Below are 22,113 nucleotides of genomic sequence, written 5' to 3'. Positions count from 1 at the left end.
CATGGCGGATGCGCGCGAAGGCCAAGTACCGGATCTCGGGCGACCGAGATTCGCGAATCTGGTGGAAACCAGCACGGCCGTACGGACCGTGGAAAACGACTCCCGTCCGGGTTCAAGTCGCGCCCGATTCCGAACGCTTATTTTCGGCACGGAAGCCAGCCCGTACCGCCTTCGTCCGTCTCAGAGTTGCGTGCACCGCTCGAGGCTGCGAGGGCGAAGCCGATGTTACCGGTTACTCCGCGACCCTCCTGCCATCTACCTGTGCCGGCGCGTTCCGAGGGTGAACCGCTTCCGTCATTCGCGGGTTGGCAGTCGATCGAGCGGTAGTGAACGGATCGTTCAATTCGAGCCCTATCCGATAGGCAACGACTACACCGGTCACGCACCGATCGGACGCCGGCATCAGTACTCCACTCGGACGACCAGATAGTGTCAGAACAATCTATATAATATATTCACATACATCCGTAATTTTATTTGATCATATATGATACGGCCAAAGCGGAATGGAGAGACAGATGCAACTTGCGAGTAGTACGTCGCGAGGTCACACATGACCCAAAAGCGAGGTGGAGAAGCGGGGCGAGCCGTCAGTACCTCACTGGCTCCGTCCCGGCGGGAGTTCTTAGCAGCGACCGGGTTGGCTGCGCTCGTGCCAGCGGTCGCCGGAAAAAGCGTCGGTGCACCGGACACCGGCGACGGATCCAGCCCCGGACGGATACGCAACCTCTCGGCGTATCTCGAAGATCCGAGCGTCTTCGCCGAGAACGGGGAACCGACCCACGTCACGACCGCGATCCCGTACGAGTCGGTCGGGACCGCTCGACGGGCCGACGAACCGTTCACGGAACTCGAATCGCGGTTCGAACACTCGCCGTACTTCCGGTCGCTCAACGGCGAGTGGGACTTTCGGTTCTACGAGCGCCCGTCCGACGTTCCCGAATCCTACGACGGCGTCACTGACTGGGACTCGATCTCGGTTCCGTCGGTGTGGCAAACCGAGGGGTACGACCAGCGACTGTACATGAACACCGCGATCACGTGGGACCACTACGATCCGAGCCAAGAGGGCGATCTCGTCCCCGACGAGGACGGCCTGGTCGACGTCCCCGGGGTCGGCGACGACGGCGCGAACCCGGTCGGGACGTATCGACGAACGTTTACCGTCCCATCGGAGTGGGACGGCCGGGAAGTGTTCCTCCACTTCGAGGGCGCGAAGCAAGCGTACTTCGTCTGGATCGACGGCGAATACGTCGGGTTCCAGCAGGGCGCGATGACGCCCGGGGAGTTCGACGTCACGGATCACGTCTCTCCCGGCGAGGAAAGCCGGGTGACGGTTCAAGTCTATCGCTGGTCCGACGGCGAGGCGCTCGAGACGATCGACATGTTCCGGTACTCGGGCATCCACCGGAGCGTCTACCTCTACTCCACACCGCAGGTCCACCTCCGGGACTTCGACGTCCGCACGGCCCTCGACGAGAACTACGAGGACGCCGCGCTCTCCGTCGACGTCGAACTCGCCAACTATACCGACGACGAACGGGGCGAGTACACGGTCACGGGACACCTGTTCAGCCCGGACTGGGCCGATCCGAGACGCGGGCCGCCAGGCGACCGCGGCGAGCCTACGAGGGACGACCCACCGCACGGACGGAAGGTAGCGACCGTTTCCGCGTCCGAGACGGTCGGCGGCGACGGCGCCGTCCTCGCGCTCGAAGCCGACGTCGAGAACCCGGCGAAGTGGTCCGCCGAGCATCCGGTCCTCTACACACTGGTGCTCGAACTCGCCGCCGACGGCGAGACGACCGAAGTCATGCTCGAGAAGGTCGGCTTCCGGGAATACGAGACGACTCGCGGCGATCAGGGCGCAGTTATCACGGTCAACGGCGAGCCGGTGAACGTCAAGGGCGTGAACCGGCACGAGACCGATCCCGACGCCGGCCGGACCGTTCCGATCGAGACGCTCCGCGAGGATCTCGAGACGATGAAGCGGTTCAACGTGAACGCGATCCGGACCTCCCATTACCCGAACGACCCGTCGCTGTACCGCCTCGCGGACGAGTACGGGATTTACGTTCAGGACGAGGTCTACGTCGAATCCCACTGGTGGGAAGGGTTAGTAGCGAACACGGAGGCCTACCACGACCAGGCCGTCGAGCGGTTCCGTCGGATGATCCTCCGCGACCGAAACCACGCGTCCGTGTTCTCGTGGTCGACGGGCAACGAGGCCGGCACCGGCGCCGAACATATCAACATGGCGGCCCTCGCGATGGACGACGACGAGTACCTGCCGCCCGACACCGCCGATGTGAGCGGCGTCGAATCCGTCGAGTCGTACAGCGGACCGGTCGAGGGTCTCGCACCCGATCGCCTCATGTATCACCAGCCCAACGGCGGGGGCTGGAACGTCGAGTACAGCGATATGCTCGGCCCGCGCTATCCCAGCGTCGGGACGCTCCTGCGGACCGCCGACGGCTCGCACATCGGCGACGGCCTCCGATCGGTCGTGATGGGCGAGTACAACCACGCGATGGGCAACAGCCTGGGCCTGGTCAACGAGATGTGGTCCGGACACATCATGCCACCCGTCCGGCGCGCGACGAACCGCGCCGACGACGACGGCCACGGCGCTCTGGTCGGCTCGCCGGACGTGGTTCCCGGTCCCGACGCCGCACCGGGTGGCAGCACCGACGGCGCCGTCGTCCTCGACGGGAGCGGCGACTATCTCGATGTTCGGAACGCGCCGGCACACGACGGGACGAGCCCCGGCTTTACGGTCGACCTCACCGTTCGGGACCTCGACGCGAGCGAGCACTCGCCGCTCGTCACCGGGGGAGAACGGTACGCGTTGCGGGTCGCGGACGGCTCGATCGCGTTCGCTATCGACGGTGACGGCGAAACGGTCACCGCGCCGGTTCCGGATGGACTGAACGACGACGAGTGGCACACGATCGTTGCCGTCTGTGGTGCCGACGAACTACGGCTGTCCGTCGACGGCGAGGAGCTCGCGTCCGAGACCCACGCTACCGACGAGATTGCGGGTGGCGACACGCGAGTGACGATCGGCGCCGACGCTGAAAGCAACGCGTACGCGAGCGTCACGATCGACTCCGTCGGCATCTACGATCGCGCCGTCGACGCCGACGAAGCCGCAGCGGCCGACGGCTCGTCCGGTGAGGGGGCCGTCCTCCGGTACGACTTCGCGGACCTCCTGCGGGACGAGAGCCTCCAGGGCGGGTTCGTCTGGGACTGGGTGAACCAGGACTTGAACGACGTCACCGCGGACGGAGAAGCGTACCAGTTCTACCACAACGACGGCCCCGACGGCGCGTTCTCGCTGAACGGGCTGTTGTGGTCGGACCGTCGGCCGCAGCCCGAGCTGTGGCAGCTCAAACACAGTCACCAGCCGGTCGGCGTCGCTGATGCCGACGTCGCCGACGGTCAGATTTACGTGACGAACCAGTACGACTTCACTTCCCTCGACGCCCTCGACGGGTCGTGGGAACTCGTCGCCGACGACGAGACGGTCCAGTCGGGGGATCTCGATCTCGCCCTTCCGCCCGGAGAGTCTCGGTGCGTCTCGGTCCCGCTAGACGAACCGGACGACGTCGAACCCGGGACCGAGTACCGTCTGAACCTCTCGTTTACGCTGCCGGAGGGGACGGAGTACGCCGACGCCGGTCACGAAGTCGCCGTCGAGCAACTCGACGTTCCCTTCGACGCGCCCGACCCGGAACCGGTCGACCCCGACGAAATGCCGCCGCTGACGGTCTCCGAAGGAGACGACGTCGTCGTCTCCGGCGAGGGCTTCGAGTACACGTTCGATACGGATCTCGGGACGCTCTCCTCGATGCGGTACGACGGGACGGAAGTCCTCGAGCGGGGACCGCTGTTCAACGCGTGGCGCGCGCCGATCATGAACGAAGTCCAACAGTGGGGCAGCGCGCCGGCTTACAGTTGGTACGACGCGGGACTCGACGACCTCACGCATTCTGTCGAGTCGATCGACGTCCGACAATCGGACGATTCCACCGTTCGCGTCGACGTCGAGAGCTTCGTCGAGGGGACGGTGACCGACGAGCAGTTGACCCCCGACGCGACCGAGTTCGGGAACGACGGATACCTCCGAAACGAGCCGTCGATCGTCGAGGGCGTCTCCGGAACCGCAGTCGAGTTCGGCGGGGACAGTTCGCTCGCGTTCGAACGATCCGAGAGTCTCGACATCACCGAAGCCGGGCTGACGCTCGAGTGCTGGGTCCGACCCGGCGAACCGCAGGACGGCGGCGATGCGCAAACGTACATCTCGAAGGGCGGCCGACAGTATCTGTTAAAGCGCCGTCGCGCCGACCGCGACGGCTACCTGGAGTTCGTCTTCAACGCGGACGGCGGCTGGCAGGTCGCCGATGCGCCCGTTCCGGACGACTGGACGGAGGGGTGGCACCATCTCGCCGGCGTCTGGGACGGAACCGAGATGCGGCTGTACATCGACGGAGAGCAACAAGGGTCGAGCGCCGCGTTCGACGGTTCGTTGACCCACGTCGATGTGCCGACCGAGGTCGCTCCCGGCGTCGCGGACGGAACGGCGATGGACAACGTCCGGATCTACGACCGCGCGCTCTCGCCGGACGAACTCGAGACGCTCGCGGACGAACCGATCGACGGTGCGGTCGCGTGGCTAAATCTCGACGAGTTCGAAGACGCCGGTCAGGAGGGGCCCGGGTTCGAGACCAGTTACCGGTACCGCGTCTACGGCAGCGGAGACGTGGCTCTCGAGGTCGAAACCGACCCGAACGGCGAACTTCGGAGTACCGTCGAGGGGTGGCTTCCGAAGGTCAGTGTCCAACTCGAACTCCCCGAGCGGTTCGACGAGTTCGAGTGGTACGGTCGCGGAGCGATCGAAACCTACCCCGACCGCAAGTGGGGCGTTCCCGTCGGTCGGTACGCGGGATCGGTCGACGAGCAGTACGTGCCGTACTTACCCCCGACGGATAACGGAAACAAGGCCGACACGCGCTGGGCGACGCTCTCCGACGGCGACGTCGGACTCCTCGGCGTCGCCGGCGATACTACCATGAACGTCAGCCTCGAACAATGGGCGAACCTCGACGAGGCCGACCACCAGTACGAACTCGAGGACCGCGGCTCGGTCGGATTCAACCTCGACCACGCCGTTACCGGCGTGGGCGGGACGCCGACGGATCCGATCCAACGCTACCAAGTCGAAGCGGAGCCCGCGACGTTCCGGTTCGTTCTGCGGCCGTTTGCGACCGGGAAGATGGACTCGATGGACCTGGCTGCCCGGGAGTTCCCCGACGAGTAGAGCGGAGCGATAGCGGTTGCGAGAGCGAACTCACTCCCATTCTTTGCGTGCAAGCGCCGTCATCCCGGTCATTTGAACGTGAAGACGTGCTCGCGGCTCGCGTCGCAACTGGGGCAGACGTGACGGTACACGAGCGTCCGACCGTCGGTCTTACTCTCCCAGTTCCCCGATTCGTCCACGTAGCCACACTCCGGACACTTCTTGTCGGTGTTTTCGTATCGCGTTCGAATCCGTTCGAGCGGTGTTCTCGCCCCTGTGTTCCTCGGTACCATACAACTCACTACGTTGCTTTCACGTAAAAGTAGCCGGGTTCGTCGGCTCACTACCCGTTACTTCCTGTTCCACGGTGTGCAGTCGTACAGAAATCGTCAGTGGGACAGCGTTCCGGATCGATGGCGTCACAGGGGACGAGACCGGCGGTCGCTCGTACGTCATCACAAGTCGCTCGGAACGCACCAATACGGTTCTCTGATCGTCGTAGTCGATTGAACCAACGACAACTGCAAGGCAAACGGTTTTCCCTCTCCTCTTACTCATGCTAAATGTATGGCTCTCACCACCGCGGTTCGGCGGTGGCTGTCCGACGACAGCGTTATCTACGAGTGTCGGAACTGCGGGACGACACTGGAGTCGACGGATCAGCGCTGTCGGTCCTGCGGCTCGAGCGAAATCGCGGAGTACGACGTCACGGACGACGAACGGTCGTAAACCGGTTTTTGTGCGGACAGACAGACGCGAATCGGCCGTCCGGCCGTGAGAGGCGTCGCCGTTCGGTTCGACGATCCGAATCAGGCTGGCCTGGCCACTCCACAACGTCTATGTCTCGCGCCGCACTCGCACGCAGTAGATGCCAGCAAGCGAACCGTTCGGCCAGTCCGGTCGCCTCCTCGCGGGCGTGGCCCTTCTCGTCGCGCTGCTCGCACTCATGGGCTGGACGGGGGCGACCGCTGCCGAACCGCTCGCGCGCGATTATCCGGATGAAGTCGAGGTAACGCCGAATCCCGATGCGTACGTCGGCGATCGGGTCGCTCTCGGCGGCATCGTCGTCGAGACCGATCCCGTCGTGATTGCGACGCGAGCGAGCGGCTACGGCCGATTTACCGTCGTGAACGCGGACGAGAGCCTGCAGCAGTCGGCCGGTCCCCTCGAGGAAGGCGACCGGGTAACCGCCTTCGGAGCCCTTGCGGACGAGTCGACCCTCGACGCCGAGCGGACGATCACGAGCGAACCGCAGGAGACGCTCTACATGGTCGGCGTCTCGTTCGTCGCCGGCTGCTGGGTCCTCGTGCGACTCGTCCGCGGCTGGCGGTTCGATCGCGCGCGGATCGCGTTCGTTCCGCGATCCGCGACCGCGACGTCGGCGAGCCCGGATCGACGCCGATCGGGCTCCGACGAGCGTGACGCTGCGCTGCGGACGGGCGAATCATCGGTCGATAGCGACCACGAGAATCGCCGAGCGGGAGCGACTGTCGACCGTCCCCGCACCGAGCGTGATCCGTAATGCCCGATCTCCTCACGCACGTGCTGGTCGGCTACAGCATCGGTACGCTCCTTTCGTTCAGATACGAGCACCTGCAGCCGTCCCACGTCACCCTCGTCCTGATCGGTGCACTCTCGCCGGATTTCACGAAGATCCAACTCGTGATTCCCGACGGCGTCGTCGAGTTGCTCGTCGGCCTGCCGTTCTCGTGGGCACCGCTTCACACCCTCGGCGGCTCGCTACTCGTCGTCCTCCTCGGCTCGCTCCTGGTCGCCCCCGAGTACCGACGCCAGGCGATCGCGTTGATCGCCATCGGCGCGGTGTCTCACCACGTCCTCGACGTCGCGTTGCTCACGGCCACGGGCGAGGCGTACGCCGTTTTCTTCCCGGGGAGCACGTACCGGCCGCCGTCGCCGGGCCTCTATCTCAGTAGCGATCGCTGGCCTGCCGTCGTCGCCGGGACGGTCGCCGCGGGGCTCTGGGCGGTGCAACGAGACGGGATCAAAGCGTCGCTGTCGCGCTCGGAGTGACCCGCCGTTCTGACGCGGTTCGAACGCAGCCCTCCCGCCGGTACGGCGGCCGTCGTCCACATCGCCGGGCCGAGTCTCGCAGGGCGCGGCGATTGGAGCGCCGACCGGAGCCGCGAGAATCGGTCGCCTGGCGTCGTGAGTTCGTCACGCCAGGCGGGCGGGTGTGCGAGGAGCGACGCGCCGAGCCAGTCCGAGCGAATCAGCGCCCGGAGTGGGGCAGCGACGCGGACTGGTTCTCGTTCCCGGCCGGATGGACGACACCGGCTCCGGTGTATAATTCTCGGTACGTTGCGCAGTCGGGGCAGCCCTGAATATCGCCGTCGACGCCGAACACGCGAACGAAATCCCGCGTCACGTACGCGCCGCAGTTGCCACAGGTTGGCATGGATCGATTCGTAACTAGAAGTAAACCCATATAAACGTATTGCAGATTGTGTACGTATCGGACAGTAGATGGGACAGGCGGCGGCATTCCAGTATTGACTTCTGGATCGGGTGACGCGATGCCACCGGTAGCGAAGAAAACACGCGTATCGCGTCGATTCTATACAGCACGGCCTATCGGTTCGATCGTCCGCTCGAAGCGCCGGGGACGACACTACCTGCCGACGATGCTGGCGTCGCGGACAGTCGTGGCGAAATCAACTCGATCGTTCGGTCCGTTCACTCGGCGGTGTATCCCTCGACCAGGCCGCGGAGTCGATCCGCCGACAGGGCGCCGGTGTGCTGTTCGACCTGTTCGCCGTCCGCGAAGAGTGCGAGCGTTGGGACGCCTCGGACGCCGTACGTCCCGGCGAGTTGCTGGTGCTGATCGACGTCGATCTTCGCGATCACGGCCGCGGTTTCCTCGGCGAGGTCCTCGAGCACGGGCTCGAGCATCTTGCAGGGACCACACCAGTCGGCGTAGAAGTCCGCGAGCACGACGTCGTGATCGGCGACGATCTCGTCGAGGTGAGTCTCGCTCTCGACGCGGACGGGGTCGTCGGTTGACTGCGTTGGTGATTCGGTCGTCATCGCTCCACCGTACGAACCGATCGCCTTTAAGGGTTTTGTACTTACTATACAATACTGTCGGGGTGCCGGTCGCGTCGAGCGAGCGGAGGCGGACCGAGTCGTCCGGCGTGAGTACTGTCCGAACCAGTCGGGCTACGTCGGAACGGAAATCGAGCCGACGTAGCCGACGCGCGTTCCCACGCGCTCATCGAACTGCAAGCCCTGCCCTTCGGCGCGGCGCCGGAGCGTTCCGGCACGAACGAAGTGGGGATCGGGGAGCAGTTCACCGACGACGAGACGGCCGCCCGGTTTCAGGACGCGGTGGAGTTCCGCGAGCGCGCGTTCTCGGTCCGGAATCTCGCCGAGCACGAGGACCAGGTACGCGGCGTCGAAGCTGTCGTCAGGATACGGAAGCGCTCGCGCGTCCCCGACGATCGGTTCGACGTTCCGGTCGCCTCGTTCGCGCATCTGCGCTTGCAGGTGCTCGACCATCTCGGGCTGGACGTCGACGGCGTGAAGCGTTCCCGCCGGCCCGATCGCCCGTGCGACGGTTCCCGTGTAGTAGCCGGTTCCAGGACCGATTTCGAGAATCCGCTCTCCCGGCCGCGGATCGAGGACGTCACGGACGCTGGACCGAGTGAGGATCGGCCGGGGAAGGTCGACCCAGCGTCGCTGCGAATACGGACAGGGCGTCGGGTTCCGTCGCCACCAGAGCGCGTACCCGAGACCGGCGAGGACGGCGAGTGCGCCTGCAACGGCGAGCGATCGAACGGTGCGTCGAGAGCCCATCGGATGGAACGTTTTCCGTGCTCGGGCAAAGTTCTTGGTCGCGACCGTCGGCTCGGCGCTGGCGAGGCGACCCGAGGCTCGCCGTAGTATTTCCCATATAGATCAATACTTCGGTCGTTCGATTGCACTCGGTCGGAGCACCATCGACCGTAGGCGAGTGATCTAACACTGTCGAACGTACCCGGTTACGGGTCCGGCGGTAACTCCGCTTGCTCGACCCAGAACTGCGCAATCGATTCCATGATCGTAATGAATCGATCGTGGTCCGTCGGTTTCGTCACGTACGCGTTGGCGGTCGCTTCGTAACAGCGTCTAATATCCTCCCTGGATTCGGAACTCGTGAGAACGATTACGGGTAGATTCCTGAGTTGCGAGTCGTCTCTCATCGTTTCGAGAATTTCGTCGCCGTCTTTTCCGGGAAGATCGAGATCGAGAAAGACGAGATCCGGATACGGCTGGGGGACGTTCTCCGAAAGGTAGTGTAGCACGTTCTCTCCGTTCGTGAAGACGTCGAGCGAATACTCCAGATCCGCCTCGGTGAGCGCTTCTCGAGTGAGGCGGATGTCACCCGGATTATCTTCGACGAGCAAAATGTCTAGAGAACTGTTACCTGTACGTTGACCGGTCTTCGTCTGAGTCTGTGTACTATCCACTACGAGCACCCACCCGGCGTTGGGATATAACCCCTCGCCCAAAAATATGCAATCGCGAAATCAATCAGCTGTTCGCTGCTTATTTCGTAGATATCCCAACAAACTTTACCTAACAAGACCCTTCATTCATCGTCGCGGGGAACGTCTTCCCCGAAGTGGTTGAACGGCTGGACGAGCTCCTCATCTAGAACCTCGGATCGAACGATTTCGAGTCCGGATTCGCGGATCGAATTGGCGATTTCAGAGACGTCGGCCGTATCGGTGCCGACGACCGTCACGTGGTAGTTTTCTTCTCCGGCGAGCAACTTCCGCACCGTGACGACGCCGTGTGTGCTGAGAATGTCTTTGGCAAGCGTCTCCGACGGGTTGGTCGCAGTACATGTGAATAGAATAACCAATTGATAGCCCGCCTTTTCGTAGTTGATATCGGGAACGTATCCCCGAATGACGCCGGCTTCTTCGAGCTTCTCGATACGGTTCCGAACGGTTCCAGCGGAGACGCCGACCGCTTCACCGATCTCTCTGGTCGCGTTGTTCCGAGCGTCTTTCTGAAGAAAGTGGAGGATACCCCGATCCACTTCGTCGATTTCGGGCTCGGTTCCGGACATATCCACCGTTTACCTGTATCTGCAAATATACGTTGTGCTAACGTGTGAATGCGAGTCTCGTGCAACCGTGGCGAGGCATGGCGTAGCCGCCGGCCCCGTTCCGAGCCCGTCGGTCTACTCGCGCACGTCCGAAGAGCGGGGGACGACCAGCACCGGGACGTCGACCGTTCGTATCAGGGTCGACGTGACGCTGCCGAGAAGCTGTTTCCGGAGGTTCGACCGACCGTGCGATCCGACGACGAGACAGTCGATGTTGTGGTCGGCGACGTACTCGCGGATGCCGGCGGCGACGCCCTCGAACGAGGTCGTCCGGACGACGGCGGTCGTCACGTCCAGTTCGGGGGCCCTCTCGTCGAACTCGGCCGCGATGTCGTCGACCGCGTCGGTTCCCTGTGCTTCGAGTCGTTCGACGAATGCTTTCTCGAGGCCGCCCGTGTCTCTCCGACGCCTGCCCCGGTGGTTCTATCCGTCATTCGTCATCCGTCGGAAATCCGGCTCGAATCGAGCGCTTTAGGGAACGCTCTGGTCGGGGTTCTTGTGCGCTCGGAGCGTGGATTCAGTATGGCAACGCACGTGCTCGTCCCACTCGACGGATCGCCGCAATCGTGGGCCGCGTTCGACTACGCCGTCTCGAACTACGACGGCGGGGCGATCACGACGCTCCACGTCGTCGATCCGATCGAAGGCATGTACGGCGATTACGATAGCTACTACGACGCGCAGGCCTACGAACGGGCGCTCGAGCGCGGCGACGAACTCGGCGACCAGGCGCGCGACCGGGCCGACGACGCGGGGATCCTCGAAACGACCGTCCTCGAATCCGTCGTCGAAACCGGGCAACCCGCTCGAACGATCCTCGAGTACGTGGACGAGAACGACGTCGACCACATCGTCATCGGCAGTCACGGGCGATCCGGCGTCGCACGGATCCTCCTCGGGAGCGTCGCCGAAACCGTAATCAGACGAGCGCCGGTTCCGGTGACGGTCGTTCGATAACTCCGGATTCCTTCGAGTCACGCCTCGGGCGCGCCCCCTGTAGCGCCGTCGATCGGCTGAGTGCGGTTACTCGGGCCCGTTCCCTACGATTGCGATCCGATCAGCCCGCTTCGAGAGAGCCGACCGAGCCTGCTCGAACGCCCTGCCCAAGCTCGTCAGCCAGACGGCGCGCTCACCTCTCGTCACGGTGCCAGCGAATGCGACGGGGGATTCCTTTATCTCGTCAGTAGTCCTACACTCAGACATGTCGACAGAGTCCACCGCCGACCGCACGCTCCGAGTCGTCCTTCTCGTCCTCGCGGTGCTGGTCTTGCTCCCGATGCTGCTGATGGTCGTCGCCATGCCGATGATGGGAATGATGGGATGGTGGTGGGACGGCGGAACGGCTCGGTTCTCCCCGCTCTGGGGCATCGGCATGATGCTCGTCTGGCTCGTCGTCTTCGTCGGCATCGGCTACCTCCTGTACCGGGGCCTCGTGGCCGGAGGCTCGTCGGCGACCGGGTCGATCGATCCGGCCCTCGAGGAACTGCGCCTGGCCTACGCGCGCGGTGACCTCTCCGAGGAGGAGTTCGAGACGCGGCGCGAGAAGCTCAGACGGAACGAATGACGGTCGCGATGGGTTCGGGCGCGGACGGCACGACCGCACACGGACCGTCGGGTCGTCACGACCGGATCCCAGTGCTGATCGCGGGGAATCCGCCGGATTCGGTATGAACGCCGCGGTAGCACACGGTCGAGCGTTGCGCTCGTCGTCGGCCTGGACTTCGCGTTCGCGCTCGAGCGCTCCGTCAGTCCGTCGCCCGTCTGTCCGGTCTGGAGACCGATATGTCCTCGCGCTATGATTGGACGATTTATCGCTGGTCGTCGACCGGAGACGTATGACGCCCACAGTACTGGTCGCGTTCGACGAATCGCCGCAGGCAGCCGCCGCGTTGCGCCACGCGCTCTCGACGTACGACGACGCGACGATCCGCGTCCTCTACGTGAACGATCCCTGGGAGTGGGCCGGCGCGGACGGGATCGACGGCGTGTTCTACGCCGAAGAGGCCTTCGAACGATCGCAGGCGGCCGCCGAGGCGGTGATCGCCGAGGCCGAGGCGATCGCTCGCGAGTACGACGCGGAGATTACGACGGCGACGGAAGTCGGAACGGCGTCCGAAACGATCGTCAGCTACGCCGAGGAGCATGATGTCGACCATGTCGTCCTCGGGAGTCACGGCCGGCGCGGACTCGAACGATACCTCCTGGGAAGCGTCGCCGAACGGGTCGCCAGGCGATCGCCTGGATCGGTGACGATCATTCGGGACGAGCGGCCGGCCGAGGATGACTAGCGTCCCGGCGGAGACCGGCATCGTCCGTCGTCAACGACGAATTAGCGATCCCGGCTGACGTCTCGACCGTCCGGATAGTAACACGGGTCGGTAGTTGGATCTTCGCGCGAAATTCGCGGTGAGGTCGGGGGCGACGGCTTCCGCTTTGGATACCGCGCGGTGAAATAGTAGTTAGCGATCGAGAACGCGTCTCGCTGAGCGGTCCCTTACTCGCGGATCGTTTCCGTGGCAGGGGCTGGCGGCTCGTGCGTGCCGAAGTCCGGGTGCGTCTCTTCCATCCACAGGTAGACGATCCCGCCGGAGAGGAACATCAAGATCGCGGTCACGTGGAACGCGGCCGCGACGCCCACGAACTCCATCGAGAGTCCGATGACGATCGCTCCGACGCCGTAGCCGGCGTCCCGCCACATCCGATAGACGCCCATTCCGGCCGCGCGCCACGACGGGTGGGCCGCGTCGCCGGGGACGGTCATCAGGTTCGGATAGAGCAGCGCCATCCCCAGTCCGGAAATCGCGGACAGGAGCGCCCACGGCAGGTAGCCCTCGACGAGCACCATCCCGAGGACGCCCCCTCCGGCGAGGAACATCCCCGCGACGACGGGCGGTCGGCGGCCGATGCGATCGGCGAGGCCGCCGGTCGCGATCTGAAGGAAGTACATTGCGCTGTGGACGCCAACGACGACGCCGACGGCCGCGATTTCTAACCCCTGACTCGTGAGATAGAGCGGCACCGCGATCCAGAACAGCGTATCCACGAAGTTTTCGACGTGCCCGGCCTGTGCCGCCGCGAACAGCGTCCGGTCGCCGTAGGTCGCCCGCTTCAGCACCTCATCGAACGGAAGGTCCGCGTCGTAGTGGTCGTCGTCCCCTTCCATCCGTGCGAACTGCACCGTCTCCTCGATGAGGAAAACCGAGATCAGGACCGCCAGCACGACCACGACGGCGAGGAAGTAAAACGGCTCCGGACGGAGGCTCGTTCGGCCGGCGATGACGCCCGTGAGCCAGGCGCCCGCGGCGACGCCGGTGTAACCGAACGCTTCGTCGATCCCGACGGCGAGTCCCCGCTGGTCGGGTCCCGCGAGATCGATCTTGGCGTTGATCGCCATGCTCCAGGTCAGCGCCTGGTTGATTCCGAGCAGAACGTTCCCGACCGTGATCCAGCTCCAGCTGGGTGCGTAGATGAGGATCACCGGAATCGGCAGCGCGGTGATCCAACCGAGGACGAGCACCGGCTTGCGCCCGTACTCCTCCCCCCATTTGCCGGCGTAGAGGTTGAGCAGCGCTTTGACGAACCCGAAGGAGACGACGAACGAGCCGATGACGAAAAACGACTCGACGCCGAGGACGTCCTCGCCTAAGACGGGCACGACGGTCCGCTCGGACCCGATGGTGAGCCCCGTCGCGAACACTAGCAGGACGTGCAGCGAGAACTGTCCGAGGTGTTCGCGGATGCCCTGCCGGAGAACCGGTTCGCTCACGGTGCGTTCGGCAGTCCACCGGAAACGGTCGGACGCCGTTCGAGGTCGGCCACGTCGTCAGTGAGCCGGCGGGTCCGTCTTTCAGCCATCATTTTCGACGGGTTCCTCGGCGGTGCTCTTGCTCGTCGGTTCCCGATACTCCCGACGCAAATGGTCGCGCCAGGCGGAGTCGGGACGGCCGGCGGAGGAGGCGAGTCCGTCGGCGAAGACGGTCGCCCGCCGATTTCTGGCCCTGCTCCGCCAACTGTCGTCGCTCCGGTAGCGATGAGCCGTCGCAGAGCTCGGTTTCATAGGTTCTTCTACCAGCCCTGCTCCCATCGCTCTGTGGTCCGCGTCGGTCGGGTCGATCTCCGTGGTAGCGGAACATGTACTGAATCGGATATGTATCGGCCGGCGTTAGATGAGGAGTTGAACGTCGGCCTCGGCCATGTCCTGAATGGCCGTGGCGGCGCCGACACCGACGGTAACGCCGTCGTAGAAGTCGGCTTCGTCGTAGTCCAGGAGGTCGATCGTCATCTGACACGCCTGAAACCCGACGCCCATCTCGAGCGAGGTTTCGATGAGTTCTTCGATGGACGCCGTGTCGTTGTCCTCGATCCGTTTTTCCATCAGCGACGTGGTCAGCCGATCCATGCCGGGGAGCGCCCCGACCGCGTTCGGGACCGGCATGTTCGGATTCCCGACCGAACTCAGCCGTAGGTTCTTGGATTTCTCCTCGTGGAGGATGTCCAGCCCCCAGAACGTGTGGAAGACCGTTACGTCGTACCCGAACGCCGCGGCGGTGCTCGCAAGGATGAGCGGCGGGTACGCCATATCGAGGGTGCCTTTCGTCGCGATGATGGACAGCTTTGGCTGTCCGTCGTCGAGCTTGTTCTCCACGTCAGCGAGTCGCGACTCGAGTTCGGCGACGCGTGCTTCGAGTTCCGCGCGAGAGCGGGTCTCGTCGTCGGCACCCGTCGGTTGTGTGGTATCCGTGCTCATCGGGTCTCCGTCTTGCGGACGTAGTGTGCGAAGACATCGTCTCCCTCGTTTTGGTCGAGGAGTTCGACGCCGTCGGTCGTCTCCGCCCAGCCGGCGATGTCGCTCATGGTTCCGGGATCGGTCGCCAGGACCTCGAGGACCGTTCCCTCGTCGAGTCCGTCGATGTTCTGCTTCGTCTTGACGACGGGCATCGGGCAGTTCTGTCCCGTCACGTCGAGCGTTTCGGTGATATCGTATTCGGTCATGGTATTGACTTCATCGCCCAATATTGCTTCCGCCGATAAAAGCGTATCGTTAGTAGTACACTGATACAGCACAACTACGAACCAAATAATCGAGTGAAACGCATATCTGGCCGATTAGCGCCGTTATTTGGGTATTAGTATTGTGTGATATTAGAAATACTATGCAAAGCCTTATTGCCGACCCGTCTGTAGAAGACGGTGACGATGACTACCGGAAACCGCCCCGACGACGGGGACGCAATCGAATCGATCACGCCCGAAGAGCTGAAAGAGCGGATCGACGGCGGCGAGGAGGTGTTCCTCCTCGACGTTCGTTCGGAAGGCGATTTCGAGGAGTGGCGCATCGACGGGGAGAACGTCGAGATCGTGAACTCCCCCTACTTCGAGCTACTGGACGGACTTCCGACGGCTCTCCGCGAGGACCTTCCCGCGGACCGAAAAATAACGGTCGTCTGTGCGAAAGGCGGTTCCAGCGAACTCGTCGCCGAAACCCTCGAGGAAGAGGGGTACGACGTTGCCCACCTCGAACGCGGGATGACTGGCTGGGCGCGCATCTATGAGTACACCGAACTCGATACCGACGGCGACGCGACGATCGCGCAGTACCGACGACCGTCGAGCGGCTGTCTCGCGTACCTAATCGTCTCGAACGGCGAGGCTGCGTTCATCGATCCGCTTCGCGCGTTCACCGACGAGTACGTTCAGGACCTTCGGAATCTCGGCGCCGAACTCACGTACGCACTCGACACGCACATCCACGCGGATCACATCTCCGGCATTCGCGACCTCGCCGAGCGGACGGATGCGACCGCGGTCGTTCCCGAACCCGCCGCGGACCGCGGTGTCGACTACGATCAGCCCGTCGAGACCGTCGCGGACGGCGATATACTCACCGTCGGCGACGCGACGATCGACGTCGTTCACACGCCCGGTCACACCTCGGGAATGACCGCGTACGCAGTCGATGACGTGCTGTTTACCGGTGATGGCCTCTTCACGGAGAGCGTCGCCCGCCCCGATCTCGAGGATCCCGAAGCGGCCGGGAACGCGGCGCGGACGCTGTACGAATCGCTCACCGAGACGGTGTTATCGCGGTCCGACGACACGATCGTCGCACCGGCACACTTCAGTGACTCAGCGACGCCGAACGACGACGGGACGTACACGGCCGAGCTGGGCGAATTGGCGGACGGGATGGATGCACTGTCGATGGACGAAGAGACGTTCGTCGAGTTCATCGTCTCGGATATGCCACCGCGACCGGCCAACTACGAGGCTATCATCGCGACTAACCTCGGGCGGGAGTCGCCCGACGACGAGGAGGCGTTCGAACTCGAACTGGGTCCGAACAACTGCGCGGCGAGCGAGGAGGCGCTGACGAACTGAAATGATCGAGTTCACACCGCCGCTCGCGCTCGGCGAACTCTTCCCGCGAGGGGTCCTGCTGTATCTCCTCGGCGGACTGCTCGTCGGGCTCGGTGCCGCAGTCATCTACCTCGCGACGGGCATCATCGCGGGGGCGAGCACGTTCCTCGAGTCGACGCTCTCGTACGTCTCCGACGTTCCGCGGTTCAACCGCTTCACGTACATTCAGTCGCGGGGCTGGCGATTCGTGTTCACCGCGGGTATCGTCAGCGGCGCCGCCGCGTACGCGGTCCTGTTTCAGGGAGCCGTCTGGACAACCGACGTCCAGTGGTGGCGGCTGCTCGGCGGCGGGTTCCTCGTCGGCATCGGCACGCGCCTCGGCAAAGGGTGCACGTCGGGCCACGGCGTCTGCGGCGTCGGATCGCTGTCGTCCACGTCGCTCGTGAACGTCGCAACGTTCCTCGCCGTCGCGGTCGGGACCGCACAACTCGTCCAGGCCGTGGGGGTGGCACCATGAACTCGGCCGGGCGCAGCCCGTGGTTCGTGCCGGTCATCTACGCCGGCGGCCTGCTCTTCGGCTTCGGGCTCGCCGTCAGCGGCATGGCCCGTCCGGAGGTCGTGTTAGACTTCCTCCAGTTCGAGGACTTCGGACTCCTGTTCGTCATGGGCGGGGCCGCCGTCGTGACCGGCCTCACGTTCGCCGGCGCGACGCGGTACCTCGACCAGGCACCGCTGACTGCGAGCGAGTACACGCGTCGGCTGAAATCCTTCGATCGGAACGTCGTTATCGGCGGGTCGATCTTCGGTGTCGGTTGGGGTCTCTCCGGGATCTGTCCCGGAGCCGCCTACGCGAGCGTCGGCATCGGTAACTATCCGATCCTGTGGGCGATCGCCGGGATGTTCCTCGGCGCGTACGCACAGGGCTACTGGCGGACGCCGAGTTCCGCAGCCGCCGAGTCGGCGTCCGAATCCGAGCCCGCAACGGAGATACCGTCCAACTGATCGCCATGATTCGACAGAATTCGTCATCACCGTTTCGGCAACAGTATAGTACGCTAGTGAAAATACCGAGCAATACGGAGGCAGACGGTTGAAATGTTCGGCCTCGAAACCCTTGGCGGATCCGCGCAGGCCGCGATGACGGTCGGACTCGTCCTCGCGGAAGCGATCGCACTGTACGTCGGGTACGGAGCGATGACGCGGCTCGCCGGCCCGACCGCTCGCAACGCGCTGCGAGGTGACTAGCCGTGGAACTGCTCGGACTGAGCATCGCGATGATCGCGGTCTTCGTCGGGTTCGGCCTGCTGATCGGCATCCTCTTCGGGTTCTTCGGGATGGGCGGGTCGTTCCTCGTGACGCCGGCGCTGCTGGTGATGGGGTACCCCGCGAAGGTCGCCGTCGGCAGCGGCCTGGCGTTCGTCTTCGGAACGAGCGTCATCGGTGCGCTCAAACACCGCGACCACGGCCAGGTCGACTACAAGCTGGCCGCGCTGATGACCGTCGGAATGACGGCCGGCATCGAGGTCGGCAAGCGGGTCGTCTTCCTGCTCGAGGAGCTCGGTTCGGCCGATCTGGTCGTCAGTGTCGCCTACGTCGGGCTGCTCGCTATCGTGGGCCTGTTCACGCTACGGGACGCGCGCAGCGAGCGCGACGAATCGGGTGCCCGCACCTTCGCCGATCACGTCCAAGCGGTCCGCCTCCCACCCACGGTCACGCTGGCCGATGACGGCAGGGTCTCGGTGTGGATCGTCCTCGCGGTCGGCGGTGCAATCGGGGTCCTCTCCGGGTTTCTCGGCGTCGGCGGCGGATTCCTTCTCATGCCGGCGATGATGTACGGCCTCGGCGTTCCGGCGACGGTCGCCGTCGGCACCGACATCCTTCAGATAACCGTTTCCGGCGCATACGGGGCGTTCGTCTACGCGCAGGCCGGCTCGGTCGCGCTGCCGGTCGTCGGGTCGTTGCTCGCCGGGAGCGCGCTCGGCGCGCGCATCGGGGCCAGCGCGACGAAACTGGTCGACGAGGACGCGATCAAGGGCTACTTCGCCGCGATGCTCCTGGCGGGAAGCCTCTCGGTCGGGGCGAAAGAGCTCGGAACGTCGCTCGACCTGGCGGCACTCACGGCGCTGAGTGTCGTCCTCATCTTCGGGGCGACGGTCCTCGTCAGCACGGTGATCGTACTCGCCGCCGTCTGCTCCCTCCGGCGCGAGACCTCCGGGCGGTGGTGTCGCCTGGTCTCGTCGTAGCCGGGCACAGTATTGTACCGTCTATACAAATACTTTTGAGTGTTCGCCCCCTAGTACGGCCAACTGATGGCCGACTCAATGGGCGAAATGCTTCGGCAGGATATGCAGTGCGAGGGGCTGCTGGAGTGTTTCCACGACCTCAAGGAGATCGATAAGGACGTGTTCAGGCTGCTGAACGACGTCGACGAACCGCTCACGGTCGACGAGATTGCGGATCACATCGAGCGCGAACGGTCGACCGCGTACCGCTCCGTGAAACGCTTGCTGCAGGCCGGGTTCCTCCAGAAGGACCAGGTCAACTACGAGCAGGGCGGGTACTACCACGTCTATCATCCGCGGGATGCCGACGAAATCACCCAGGAGATGCAGCGGATGCTCAACGACTGGTACGCGAAGATGGGGCAGCTCATCGGCGAATTCGGCGAGAAGTACGCCGATGAGCCCGGACAGTCGCCGCCGATCGAAGGCTAATCGGGTGCAATTCTCGGCGGCCTCCCGTCGGATCGCCGAAAGGATCGAGTAGAGAAGGGGAGAGAGAAGCGGTGAAAGACGGCTGTTACCGCACTGTCGATTCTAATCGGTCGGATTTTCGCTGCGAAGGGCTGAAAGACAGTGATTCGTAGCTGTGACCGTACTGCGGACAATCAGTGACGCCGCTCTATGCGGTGTCGGTCGATACAGTGGCCCGAGAGATATCTATCTCCCACTGCTAACCGTCACTATCGGCGCGTTCCATCCGAGTAAGAATCCGCTGCCAACAGGTGAGCGTACTGACCAACTGATTTAATAGAGAGCATCCCGTAGTATTGGGTGTGACGAGCAATACTAAATTCGACCCCGACGAAGTCGCCCGTCGCATCCACAGCGACGGCGACGCCGAGGACCTCTTCGTCCTCGACGTTCGGAACGAAGACGACTACGACGAGTGGCACATCGACAGCAGCACGAACATTCCCGTCTACGACGAGCTGCTGGAGCACGATTACTCCACGCTGGAGACGCACCTCGATAAACTGCCCACGGAGACGGAGATCGCGACCGTGTGCGTCGCCGGCATCACGTCGGCGCGCGCCGCGGACTTCCTTCGCGAGCACGGGTTCGACGCGAAGTCGATCGACGACGGGATGAACGGCTGGGGCCGCGTCCACAGGCAGTACGAAATCGACAGCGTCGACGGCGTCGTCCAAATCGTCCGCCCCGGGACGGGCTGCGTCTCGTATCTCGTCCACGACGACGGTGAGGCCGTCGTCGTCGATCCGAGTCAGTACATCGACCGGTACCTGAACGCGGCCGACGAGCGCGACCTGGAAATCGTCGGCGTCGCGGACACGCACGCCCATGCCGACCACGTCTCGGGCGCTCGGCGGCTCGCCGGCGAACTCGACGTGCCCTACTACCTTCACGGGGACGACGCCGTCGAACTCGACAGGGTGACGGAACTCGAAGACGAAGCGACGATCCCCGTCGGCGAGCGGTCCCTCGACGTGATCCACACGCCCGGTCACACGCCCGGGAGCGTCTCGCTCCGGGTCGGCGACGCGCTGCTCTCCGGGGACACGCTGTTCCTCCGCAGCGTCGGCCGCCCCGACCTCGAGGACGGCGAGGAAGAGGCGGTCCGTGCGGCCGCCGGCCAACTGTTCGAGAGTCTCGCCCACCTGACGGACTTGGACGACGAAACCGTCGTGCTGCCCGGCCACTTCAACGACGAATCGATGCGCCCGGTCGCCACCGAACTCGGTGCGCTTCGGGCGGAAACGACGAACGAACTCCTGAGCTACGTCGAGAGCGGCGACGACGACGCGTTCGTCGAAACCATCGTCGAGAGCCTCGCCGACGAACCCGCGAACTACAACGAGATCAAGCAGATCAACTGGGGCAAGGAGCAACCAGGCGACGACGTCGAGGCGCTCGAGCTCGGGCCGAACAACTGCGCCGCGAACTAACGCGGTCGGTCCCCTCCGTTCGCGTCTCTCCGCGTTCCCGATCGGACAATCGGAATACGGAGGGCCGACGCCCGACACGTTCTTTCGGTTATAAGAGGGTAGAAACGGCGCTATCGATTTACGTCACACATGAACGTCGTTTATCTCGCGCTCGGCGCAGTACTGCTCGCGGGGACCGTCGTCGATCTCCTCTGGACGACGCTCTGGGTCGAGGGGGGCGCCGGTCCGCTCACGTCCCGCGTGATGGCGTGGACGTGGCGAACGCTTCGCAGACTCGGGAGCGAGAATCCGTGGCTGCGTAGCCTCTCCGGCGTGGTGATTTTCGTTCTGAGTCTCGCGATGTGGATCCTCCTGCTCTGGAGCGGGTGGACACTGCTCTTCGCGAGCGCCGAGCGCGCCCTCGTCGATACGCTTCACCGAGGACCCGTCTCGTGGGCCGATCGCTTCTATTTCACGGGGTATACGATATTCACGTTAGGAATCGGTGACTTCGTACCGCGGACGGGCCGCTGGCAATTTGTCACCACGCTCGCGACGGCCAGCGGTCTGCTCTTCATCACGTTGAGCGTCACCTACACGCTGTCAGTCCTCGACGCGGTCACGCAGAAGCGCGCGTTCGCCAACAACGTGAACGGACTCGGGACGCGAAGCGAGGCTATCGTTCGGCGGAGTTGGAACGGGGAGACGTTTCGAGCGCTCGACCACCCGCTGGACACGATCGCGACGCAACTGAACACGCTGACAGCGAATCACAAGGCGTACCCGATTCTGCACTACTTTCACAGCACGCAGGCCGCGCGGGCCCCGGTCGTCGAAATCGCCATTTTGGACGAGGCGCTGACGCTCTACCGATTCGGAATCCCCAGCGAGGACCGGCCCAACGAAATCGTCCTCCGGACCGCTCGTGCGAGCGTTCAGCGCTACCTCGAAACCCTCCACGAGGCGTTTATCGACCCCGCGGATCGCACCCCGCCCGCCCCGGCGCTTACGCCCCTTCGCGAGGCCGGGATTCCGACCGTTTCGGACGACGAGTTCGCCGAGTCCCTCCGGGACGTGCGCGACCGACGGCGAACGCTGCTCGGCCTGGTCGAATCCGACGCGCGACGGTGGCCGTCGGAGGCCGCGGAAAGCGAGTGACGGTCCGAATACCCCGCAATA

General features: G+C 64.2%; 26 protein-coding genes. 15 read left to right on the top strand and 11 right to left on the bottom strand.

The window, feature by feature from the left end:
* Positions 1-553 precede the first annotated feature (553 nt).
* Entirely contained in the window at positions 554-5,320 is a 4,767-nt protein-coding gene (locus BMY29_RS19455) for a beta-galactosidase small subunit-related protein (RefSeq protein ID WP_081985521.1), read from the top strand.
* Between the two features lie 68 nt (positions 5,321-5,388).
* Here BMY29_RS19455 and BMY29_RS19450 read toward each other — a convergent pair whose 3' ends face one another.
* Positions 5,389-5,592: an HVO_0649 family zinc finger protein gene (locus BMY29_RS19450; protein WP_049992239.1), complete on the bottom strand. Its 204-nt coding sequence runs from the start codon at positions 5,590-5,592 to the stop codon at positions 5,389-5,391.
* 274 nt (positions 5,593-5,866) lie between these two features.
* On the opposite strand from BMY29_RS19450, the gene BMY29_RS21285 reads away from it, so the two are divergent.
* From BMY29_RS21285 to BMY29_RS19440, 3 genes are all read left to right on the top strand, one after another.
* Positions 5,867-6,028, top strand: coding sequence for a hypothetical protein (locus tag BMY29_RS21285; protein WP_173424958.1), 162 nt, complete (start codon positions 5,867-5,869; stop codon positions 6,026-6,028).
* A 139-nt stretch (positions 6,029-6,167) separates the two neighbouring features.
* Positions 6,168-6,821, top strand: a complete 654-nt coding sequence (locus BMY29_RS19445; RefSeq protein WP_049992238.1) for an OB-like fold-containing membrane protein — start codon at positions 6,168-6,170, stop codon at positions 6,819-6,821.
* Positions 6,821-7,330 (top strand): metal-dependent hydrolase, encoded by a 510-nt coding sequence (locus BMY29_RS19440; RefSeq protein WP_049992237.1) that lies wholly within the window; start codon positions 6,821-6,823, stop codon positions 7,328-7,330. The genes BMY29_RS19445 and BMY29_RS19440 overlap by 1 nt, the downstream gene beginning before the upstream one ends.
* Positions 7,331-7,529: 199 nt before the next feature.
* On the opposite strand, the gene BMY29_RS19435 is transcribed toward BMY29_RS19440, so the two are convergent.
* The 6 genes from BMY29_RS19435 to BMY29_RS19410 form a co-directional block, all read right to left on the bottom strand.
* Complete coding sequence (locus BMY29_RS19435; protein WP_049989987.1) at positions 7,530-7,715, bottom strand: DUF7563 family protein; 186 nt, start codon at positions 7,713-7,715, stop codon at positions 7,530-7,532.
* A 278-nt stretch (positions 7,716-7,993) separates the two neighbouring features.
* The gene (trxA, locus tag BMY29_RS19430; protein WP_049989986.1) at positions 7,994-8,344 is read right to left on the bottom strand and encodes a thioredoxin; all 351 of its coding nucleotides are present in this window, start codon (positions 8,342-8,344) and stop codon (positions 7,994-7,996) included.
* Positions 8,345-8,476: 132 nt separating this feature from the next.
* A complete protein-coding gene (locus BMY29_RS19425) occupies positions 8,477-9,112 on the bottom strand; it encodes a class I SAM-dependent methyltransferase (protein ID WP_049989985.1) in 636 nt (211 codons plus the stop codon).
* A 185-nt stretch (positions 9,113-9,297) separates the two neighbouring features.
* Positions 9,298-9,765 carry a response regulator gene (locus BMY29_RS19420; RefSeq protein ID WP_081985450.1) on the bottom strand — a complete coding sequence of 156 codons (468 nt, stop codon included), beginning with the start codon at positions 9,763-9,765 and terminating at the stop codon, positions 9,298-9,300.
* Positions 9,766-9,887: 122 nt separating this feature from the next.
* The gene (locus tag BMY29_RS19415; RefSeq protein ID WP_049989984.1) at positions 9,888-10,373 is read right to left on the bottom strand and encodes an Lrp/AsnC family transcriptional regulator; all 486 of its coding nucleotides are present in this window, start codon (positions 10,371-10,373) and stop codon (positions 9,888-9,890) included.
* A gap of 114 nt (positions 10,374-10,487) precedes the next feature.
* Positions 10,488-10,742, bottom strand: a complete 255-nt coding sequence (locus tag BMY29_RS19410; protein ID WP_081985449.1) for a universal stress protein — start codon at positions 10,740-10,742, stop codon at positions 10,488-10,490.
* Positions 10,743-10,934: 192 nt separating this feature from the next.
* On the opposite strand from BMY29_RS19410, the gene BMY29_RS19405 reads away from it, so the two are divergent.
* From BMY29_RS19405 to BMY29_RS19390, 3 genes are all read left to right on the top strand, one after another.
* Positions 10,935-11,369, top strand: a complete 435-nt coding sequence (locus tag BMY29_RS19405; RefSeq protein WP_049989982.1) for a universal stress protein — start codon at positions 10,935-10,937, stop codon at positions 11,367-11,369.
* Positions 11,370-11,613: 244 nt separating this feature from the next.
* The gene (locus BMY29_RS19395) at positions 11,614-11,976 is read left to right on the top strand and encodes an SHOCT domain-containing protein (protein ID WP_049989980.1); all 363 of its coding nucleotides are present in this window, start codon (positions 11,614-11,616) and stop codon (positions 11,974-11,976) included.
* A gap of 271 nt (positions 11,977-12,247) precedes the next feature.
* A complete protein-coding gene (locus BMY29_RS19390) occupies positions 12,248-12,700 on the top strand; it encodes a universal stress protein (protein WP_049989979.1) in 453 nt (150 codons plus the stop codon).
* 206 nt (positions 12,701-12,906) lie between these two features.
* Here the strand turns inward: BMY29_RS19390 and BMY29_RS19385 are convergent, their stop codons facing one another.
* The 4 genes from BMY29_RS19385 to BMY29_RS19375 form a co-directional block, all read right to left on the bottom strand.
* Positions 12,907-14,178 carry an MFS transporter gene (locus BMY29_RS19385; protein ID WP_049989978.1) on the bottom strand — a complete coding sequence of 424 codons (1,272 nt, stop codon included), beginning with the start codon at positions 14,176-14,178 and terminating at the stop codon, positions 12,907-12,909.
* 81 nt (positions 14,179-14,259) lie between these two features.
* Entirely contained in the window at positions 14,260-14,469 is a 210-nt protein-coding gene (locus BMY29_RS21755; RefSeq protein WP_160290096.1) for a DUF2270 domain-containing protein, read from the bottom strand.
* Between the two features lie 105 nt (positions 14,470-14,574).
* Positions 14,575-15,159 (bottom strand): DsrE/DsrF/DrsH-like family protein, encoded by a 585-nt coding sequence (locus BMY29_RS19380; protein ID WP_049989977.1) that lies wholly within the window; start codon positions 15,157-15,159, stop codon positions 14,575-14,577.
* Positions 15,156-15,404 (bottom strand): sulfurtransferase TusA family protein, encoded by a 249-nt coding sequence (locus BMY29_RS19375; protein ID WP_049989976.1) that lies wholly within the window; start codon positions 15,402-15,404, stop codon positions 15,156-15,158. Before BMY29_RS19375 ends, BMY29_RS19380 begins: the two co-directional genes overlap by 4 nt.
* Positions 15,405-15,608: 204 nt before the next feature.
* Here BMY29_RS19375 and BMY29_RS19370 point away from each other — a divergent pair, with 204 nt between their 5' ends.
* The 8 genes from BMY29_RS19370 (at position 15,609) to BMY29_RS19340 (ending at position 22,092) form a co-directional block, all read left to right on the top strand.
* A complete protein-coding gene (locus BMY29_RS19370) occupies positions 15,609-16,790 on the top strand; it encodes an MBL fold metallo-hydrolase (RefSeq protein WP_049989975.1) in 1,182 nt (393 codons plus the stop codon).
* Position 16,791: 1 nt separating this feature from the next.
* A complete protein-coding gene (locus BMY29_RS19365; RefSeq protein WP_049989974.1) occupies positions 16,792-17,286 on the top strand; it encodes a YeeE/YedE family protein in 495 nt (164 codons plus the stop codon).
* Positions 17,283-17,771 carry a YeeE/YedE family protein gene (locus BMY29_RS19360; protein ID WP_049989973.1) on the top strand — a complete coding sequence of 163 codons (489 nt, stop codon included), beginning with the start codon at positions 17,283-17,285 and terminating at the stop codon, positions 17,769-17,771. The genes BMY29_RS19365 and BMY29_RS19360 overlap by 4 nt, the downstream gene beginning before the upstream one ends.
* 93 nt (positions 17,772-17,864) lie before the next feature.
* Positions 17,865-18,014: a DUF7512 family protein gene (locus BMY29_RS21280; RefSeq protein WP_173424899.1), complete on the top strand. Its 150-nt coding sequence runs from the start codon at positions 17,865-17,867 to the stop codon at positions 18,012-18,014.
* 29 nt (positions 18,015-18,043) lie between these two features.
* Complete coding sequence (locus tag BMY29_RS19355; protein WP_173424900.1) at positions 18,044-19,012, top strand: sulfite exporter TauE/SafE family protein; 969 nt, start codon at positions 18,044-18,046, stop codon at positions 19,010-19,012.
* A 66-nt stretch (positions 19,013-19,078) separates the two neighbouring features.
* A complete protein-coding gene (locus tag BMY29_RS19350; protein WP_049989972.1) occupies positions 19,079-19,483 on the top strand; it encodes a helix-turn-helix domain-containing protein in 405 nt (134 codons plus the stop codon).
* Positions 19,484-19,824: 341 nt separating this feature from the next.
* Complete coding sequence (locus tag BMY29_RS19345; RefSeq protein WP_049989971.1) at positions 19,825-20,955, top strand: MBL fold metallo-hydrolase; 1,131 nt, start codon at positions 19,825-19,827, stop codon at positions 20,953-20,955.
* A gap of 129 nt (positions 20,956-21,084) precedes the next feature.
* A complete protein-coding gene (locus BMY29_RS19340; RefSeq protein WP_049989970.1) occupies positions 21,085-22,092 on the top strand; it encodes a potassium channel family protein in 1,008 nt (335 codons plus the stop codon).
* Positions 22,093-22,113 lie beyond the last annotated feature (21 nt).

It is taken from the genome of Natrinema salifodinae (assembly GCF_900110455.1).
Lineage (GTDB): Archaea > Halobacteriota > Halobacteria > Halobacteriales > Natrialbaceae > Natrinema > Natrinema salifodinae.
Note: the sequence above shows the minus strand (reverse complement) of the source record. Positions and strands in the feature narration are given on the sequence as shown.

Coding starts and splice junctions, on each gene's coding strand:
- BMY29_RS19375 (WP_049989976.1), bottom strand. CDS start 15,404: ATGACCGAATACGATATCACCGAAACGCTCGACGTGACGGGACAGAAC.
- BMY29_RS19365 (WP_049989974.1), top strand. CDS start 16,792: ATGATCGAGTTCACACCGCCGCTCGCGCTCGGCGAACTCTTCCCGCGA.
- BMY29_RS19405 (WP_049989982.1), top strand. CDS start 10,935: ATGGCAACGCACGTGCTCGTCCCACTCGACGGATCGCCGCAATCGTGG.
- BMY29_RS19390 (WP_049989979.1), top strand. CDS start 12,248: ATGACGCCCACAGTACTGGTCGCGTTCGACGAATCGCCGCAGGCAGCC.
- BMY29_RS19395 (WP_049989980.1), top strand. CDS start 11,614: ATGTCGACAGAGTCCACCGCCGACCGCACGCTCCGAGTCGTCCTTCTC.
- BMY29_RS19445 (WP_049992238.1), top strand. CDS start 6,168: ATGCCAGCAAGCGAACCGTTCGGCCAGTCCGGTCGCCTCCTCGCGGGC.
- BMY29_RS19350 (WP_049989972.1), top strand. CDS start 19,079: ATGGCCGACTCAATGGGCGAAATGCTTCGGCAGGATATGCAGTGCGAG.
- BMY29_RS19340 (WP_049989970.1), top strand. CDS start 21,085: ATGAACGTCGTTTATCTCGCGCTCGGCGCAGTACTGCTCGCGGGGACC.
- BMY29_RS19370 (WP_049989975.1), top strand. CDS start 15,609: ATGACTACCGGAAACCGCCCCGACGACGGGGACGCAATCGAATCGATC.
- BMY29_RS19355 (WP_173424900.1), top strand. CDS start 18,044: ATGATCGCGGTCTTCGTCGGGTTCGGCCTGCTGATCGGCATCCTCTTC.
- BMY29_RS19380 (WP_049989977.1), bottom strand. CDS start 15,159: ATGAGCACGGATACCACACAACCGACGGGTGCCGACGACGAGACCCGC.
- BMY29_RS19450 (WP_049992239.1), bottom strand. CDS start 5,592: ATGGTACCGAGGAACACAGGGGCGAGAACACCGCTCGAACGGATTCGA.
- BMY29_RS19440 (WP_049992237.1), top strand. CDS start 6,821: ATGCCCGATCTCCTCACGCACGTGCTGGTCGGCTACAGCATCGGTACG.
- BMY29_RS19360 (WP_049989973.1), top strand. CDS start 17,283: ATGAACTCGGCCGGGCGCAGCCCGTGGTTCGTGCCGGTCATCTACGCC.
- BMY29_RS19455 (WP_081985521.1), top strand. CDS start 554: ATGACCCAAAAGCGAGGTGGAGAAGCGGGGCGAGCCGTCAGTACCTCA.
- BMY29_RS19435 (WP_049989987.1), bottom strand. CDS start 7,715: ATGCCAACCTGTGGCAACTGCGGCGCGTACGTGACGCGGGATTTCGTT.
- BMY29_RS21285 (WP_173424958.1), top strand. CDS start 5,867: ATGGCTCTCACCACCGCGGTTCGGCGGTGGCTGTCCGACGACAGCGTT.
- BMY29_RS19415 (WP_049989984.1), bottom strand. CDS start 10,373: ATGTCCGGAACCGAGCCCGAAATCGACGAAGTGGATCGGGGTATCCTC.
- trxA (WP_049989986.1), bottom strand. CDS start 8,344: ATGACGACCGAATCACCAACGCAGTCAACCGACGACCCCGTCCGCGTC.
- BMY29_RS21280 (WP_173424899.1), top strand. CDS start 17,865: ATGTTCGGCCTCGAAACCCTTGGCGGATCCGCGCAGGCCGCGATGACG.
- BMY29_RS21755 (WP_160290096.1), bottom strand. CDS start 14,469: ATGAAACCGAGCTCTGCGACGGCTCATCGCTACCGGAGCGACGACAGT.
- BMY29_RS19425 (WP_049989985.1), bottom strand. CDS start 9,112: ATGGGCTCTCGACGCACCGTTCGATCGCTCGCCGTTGCAGGCGCACTC.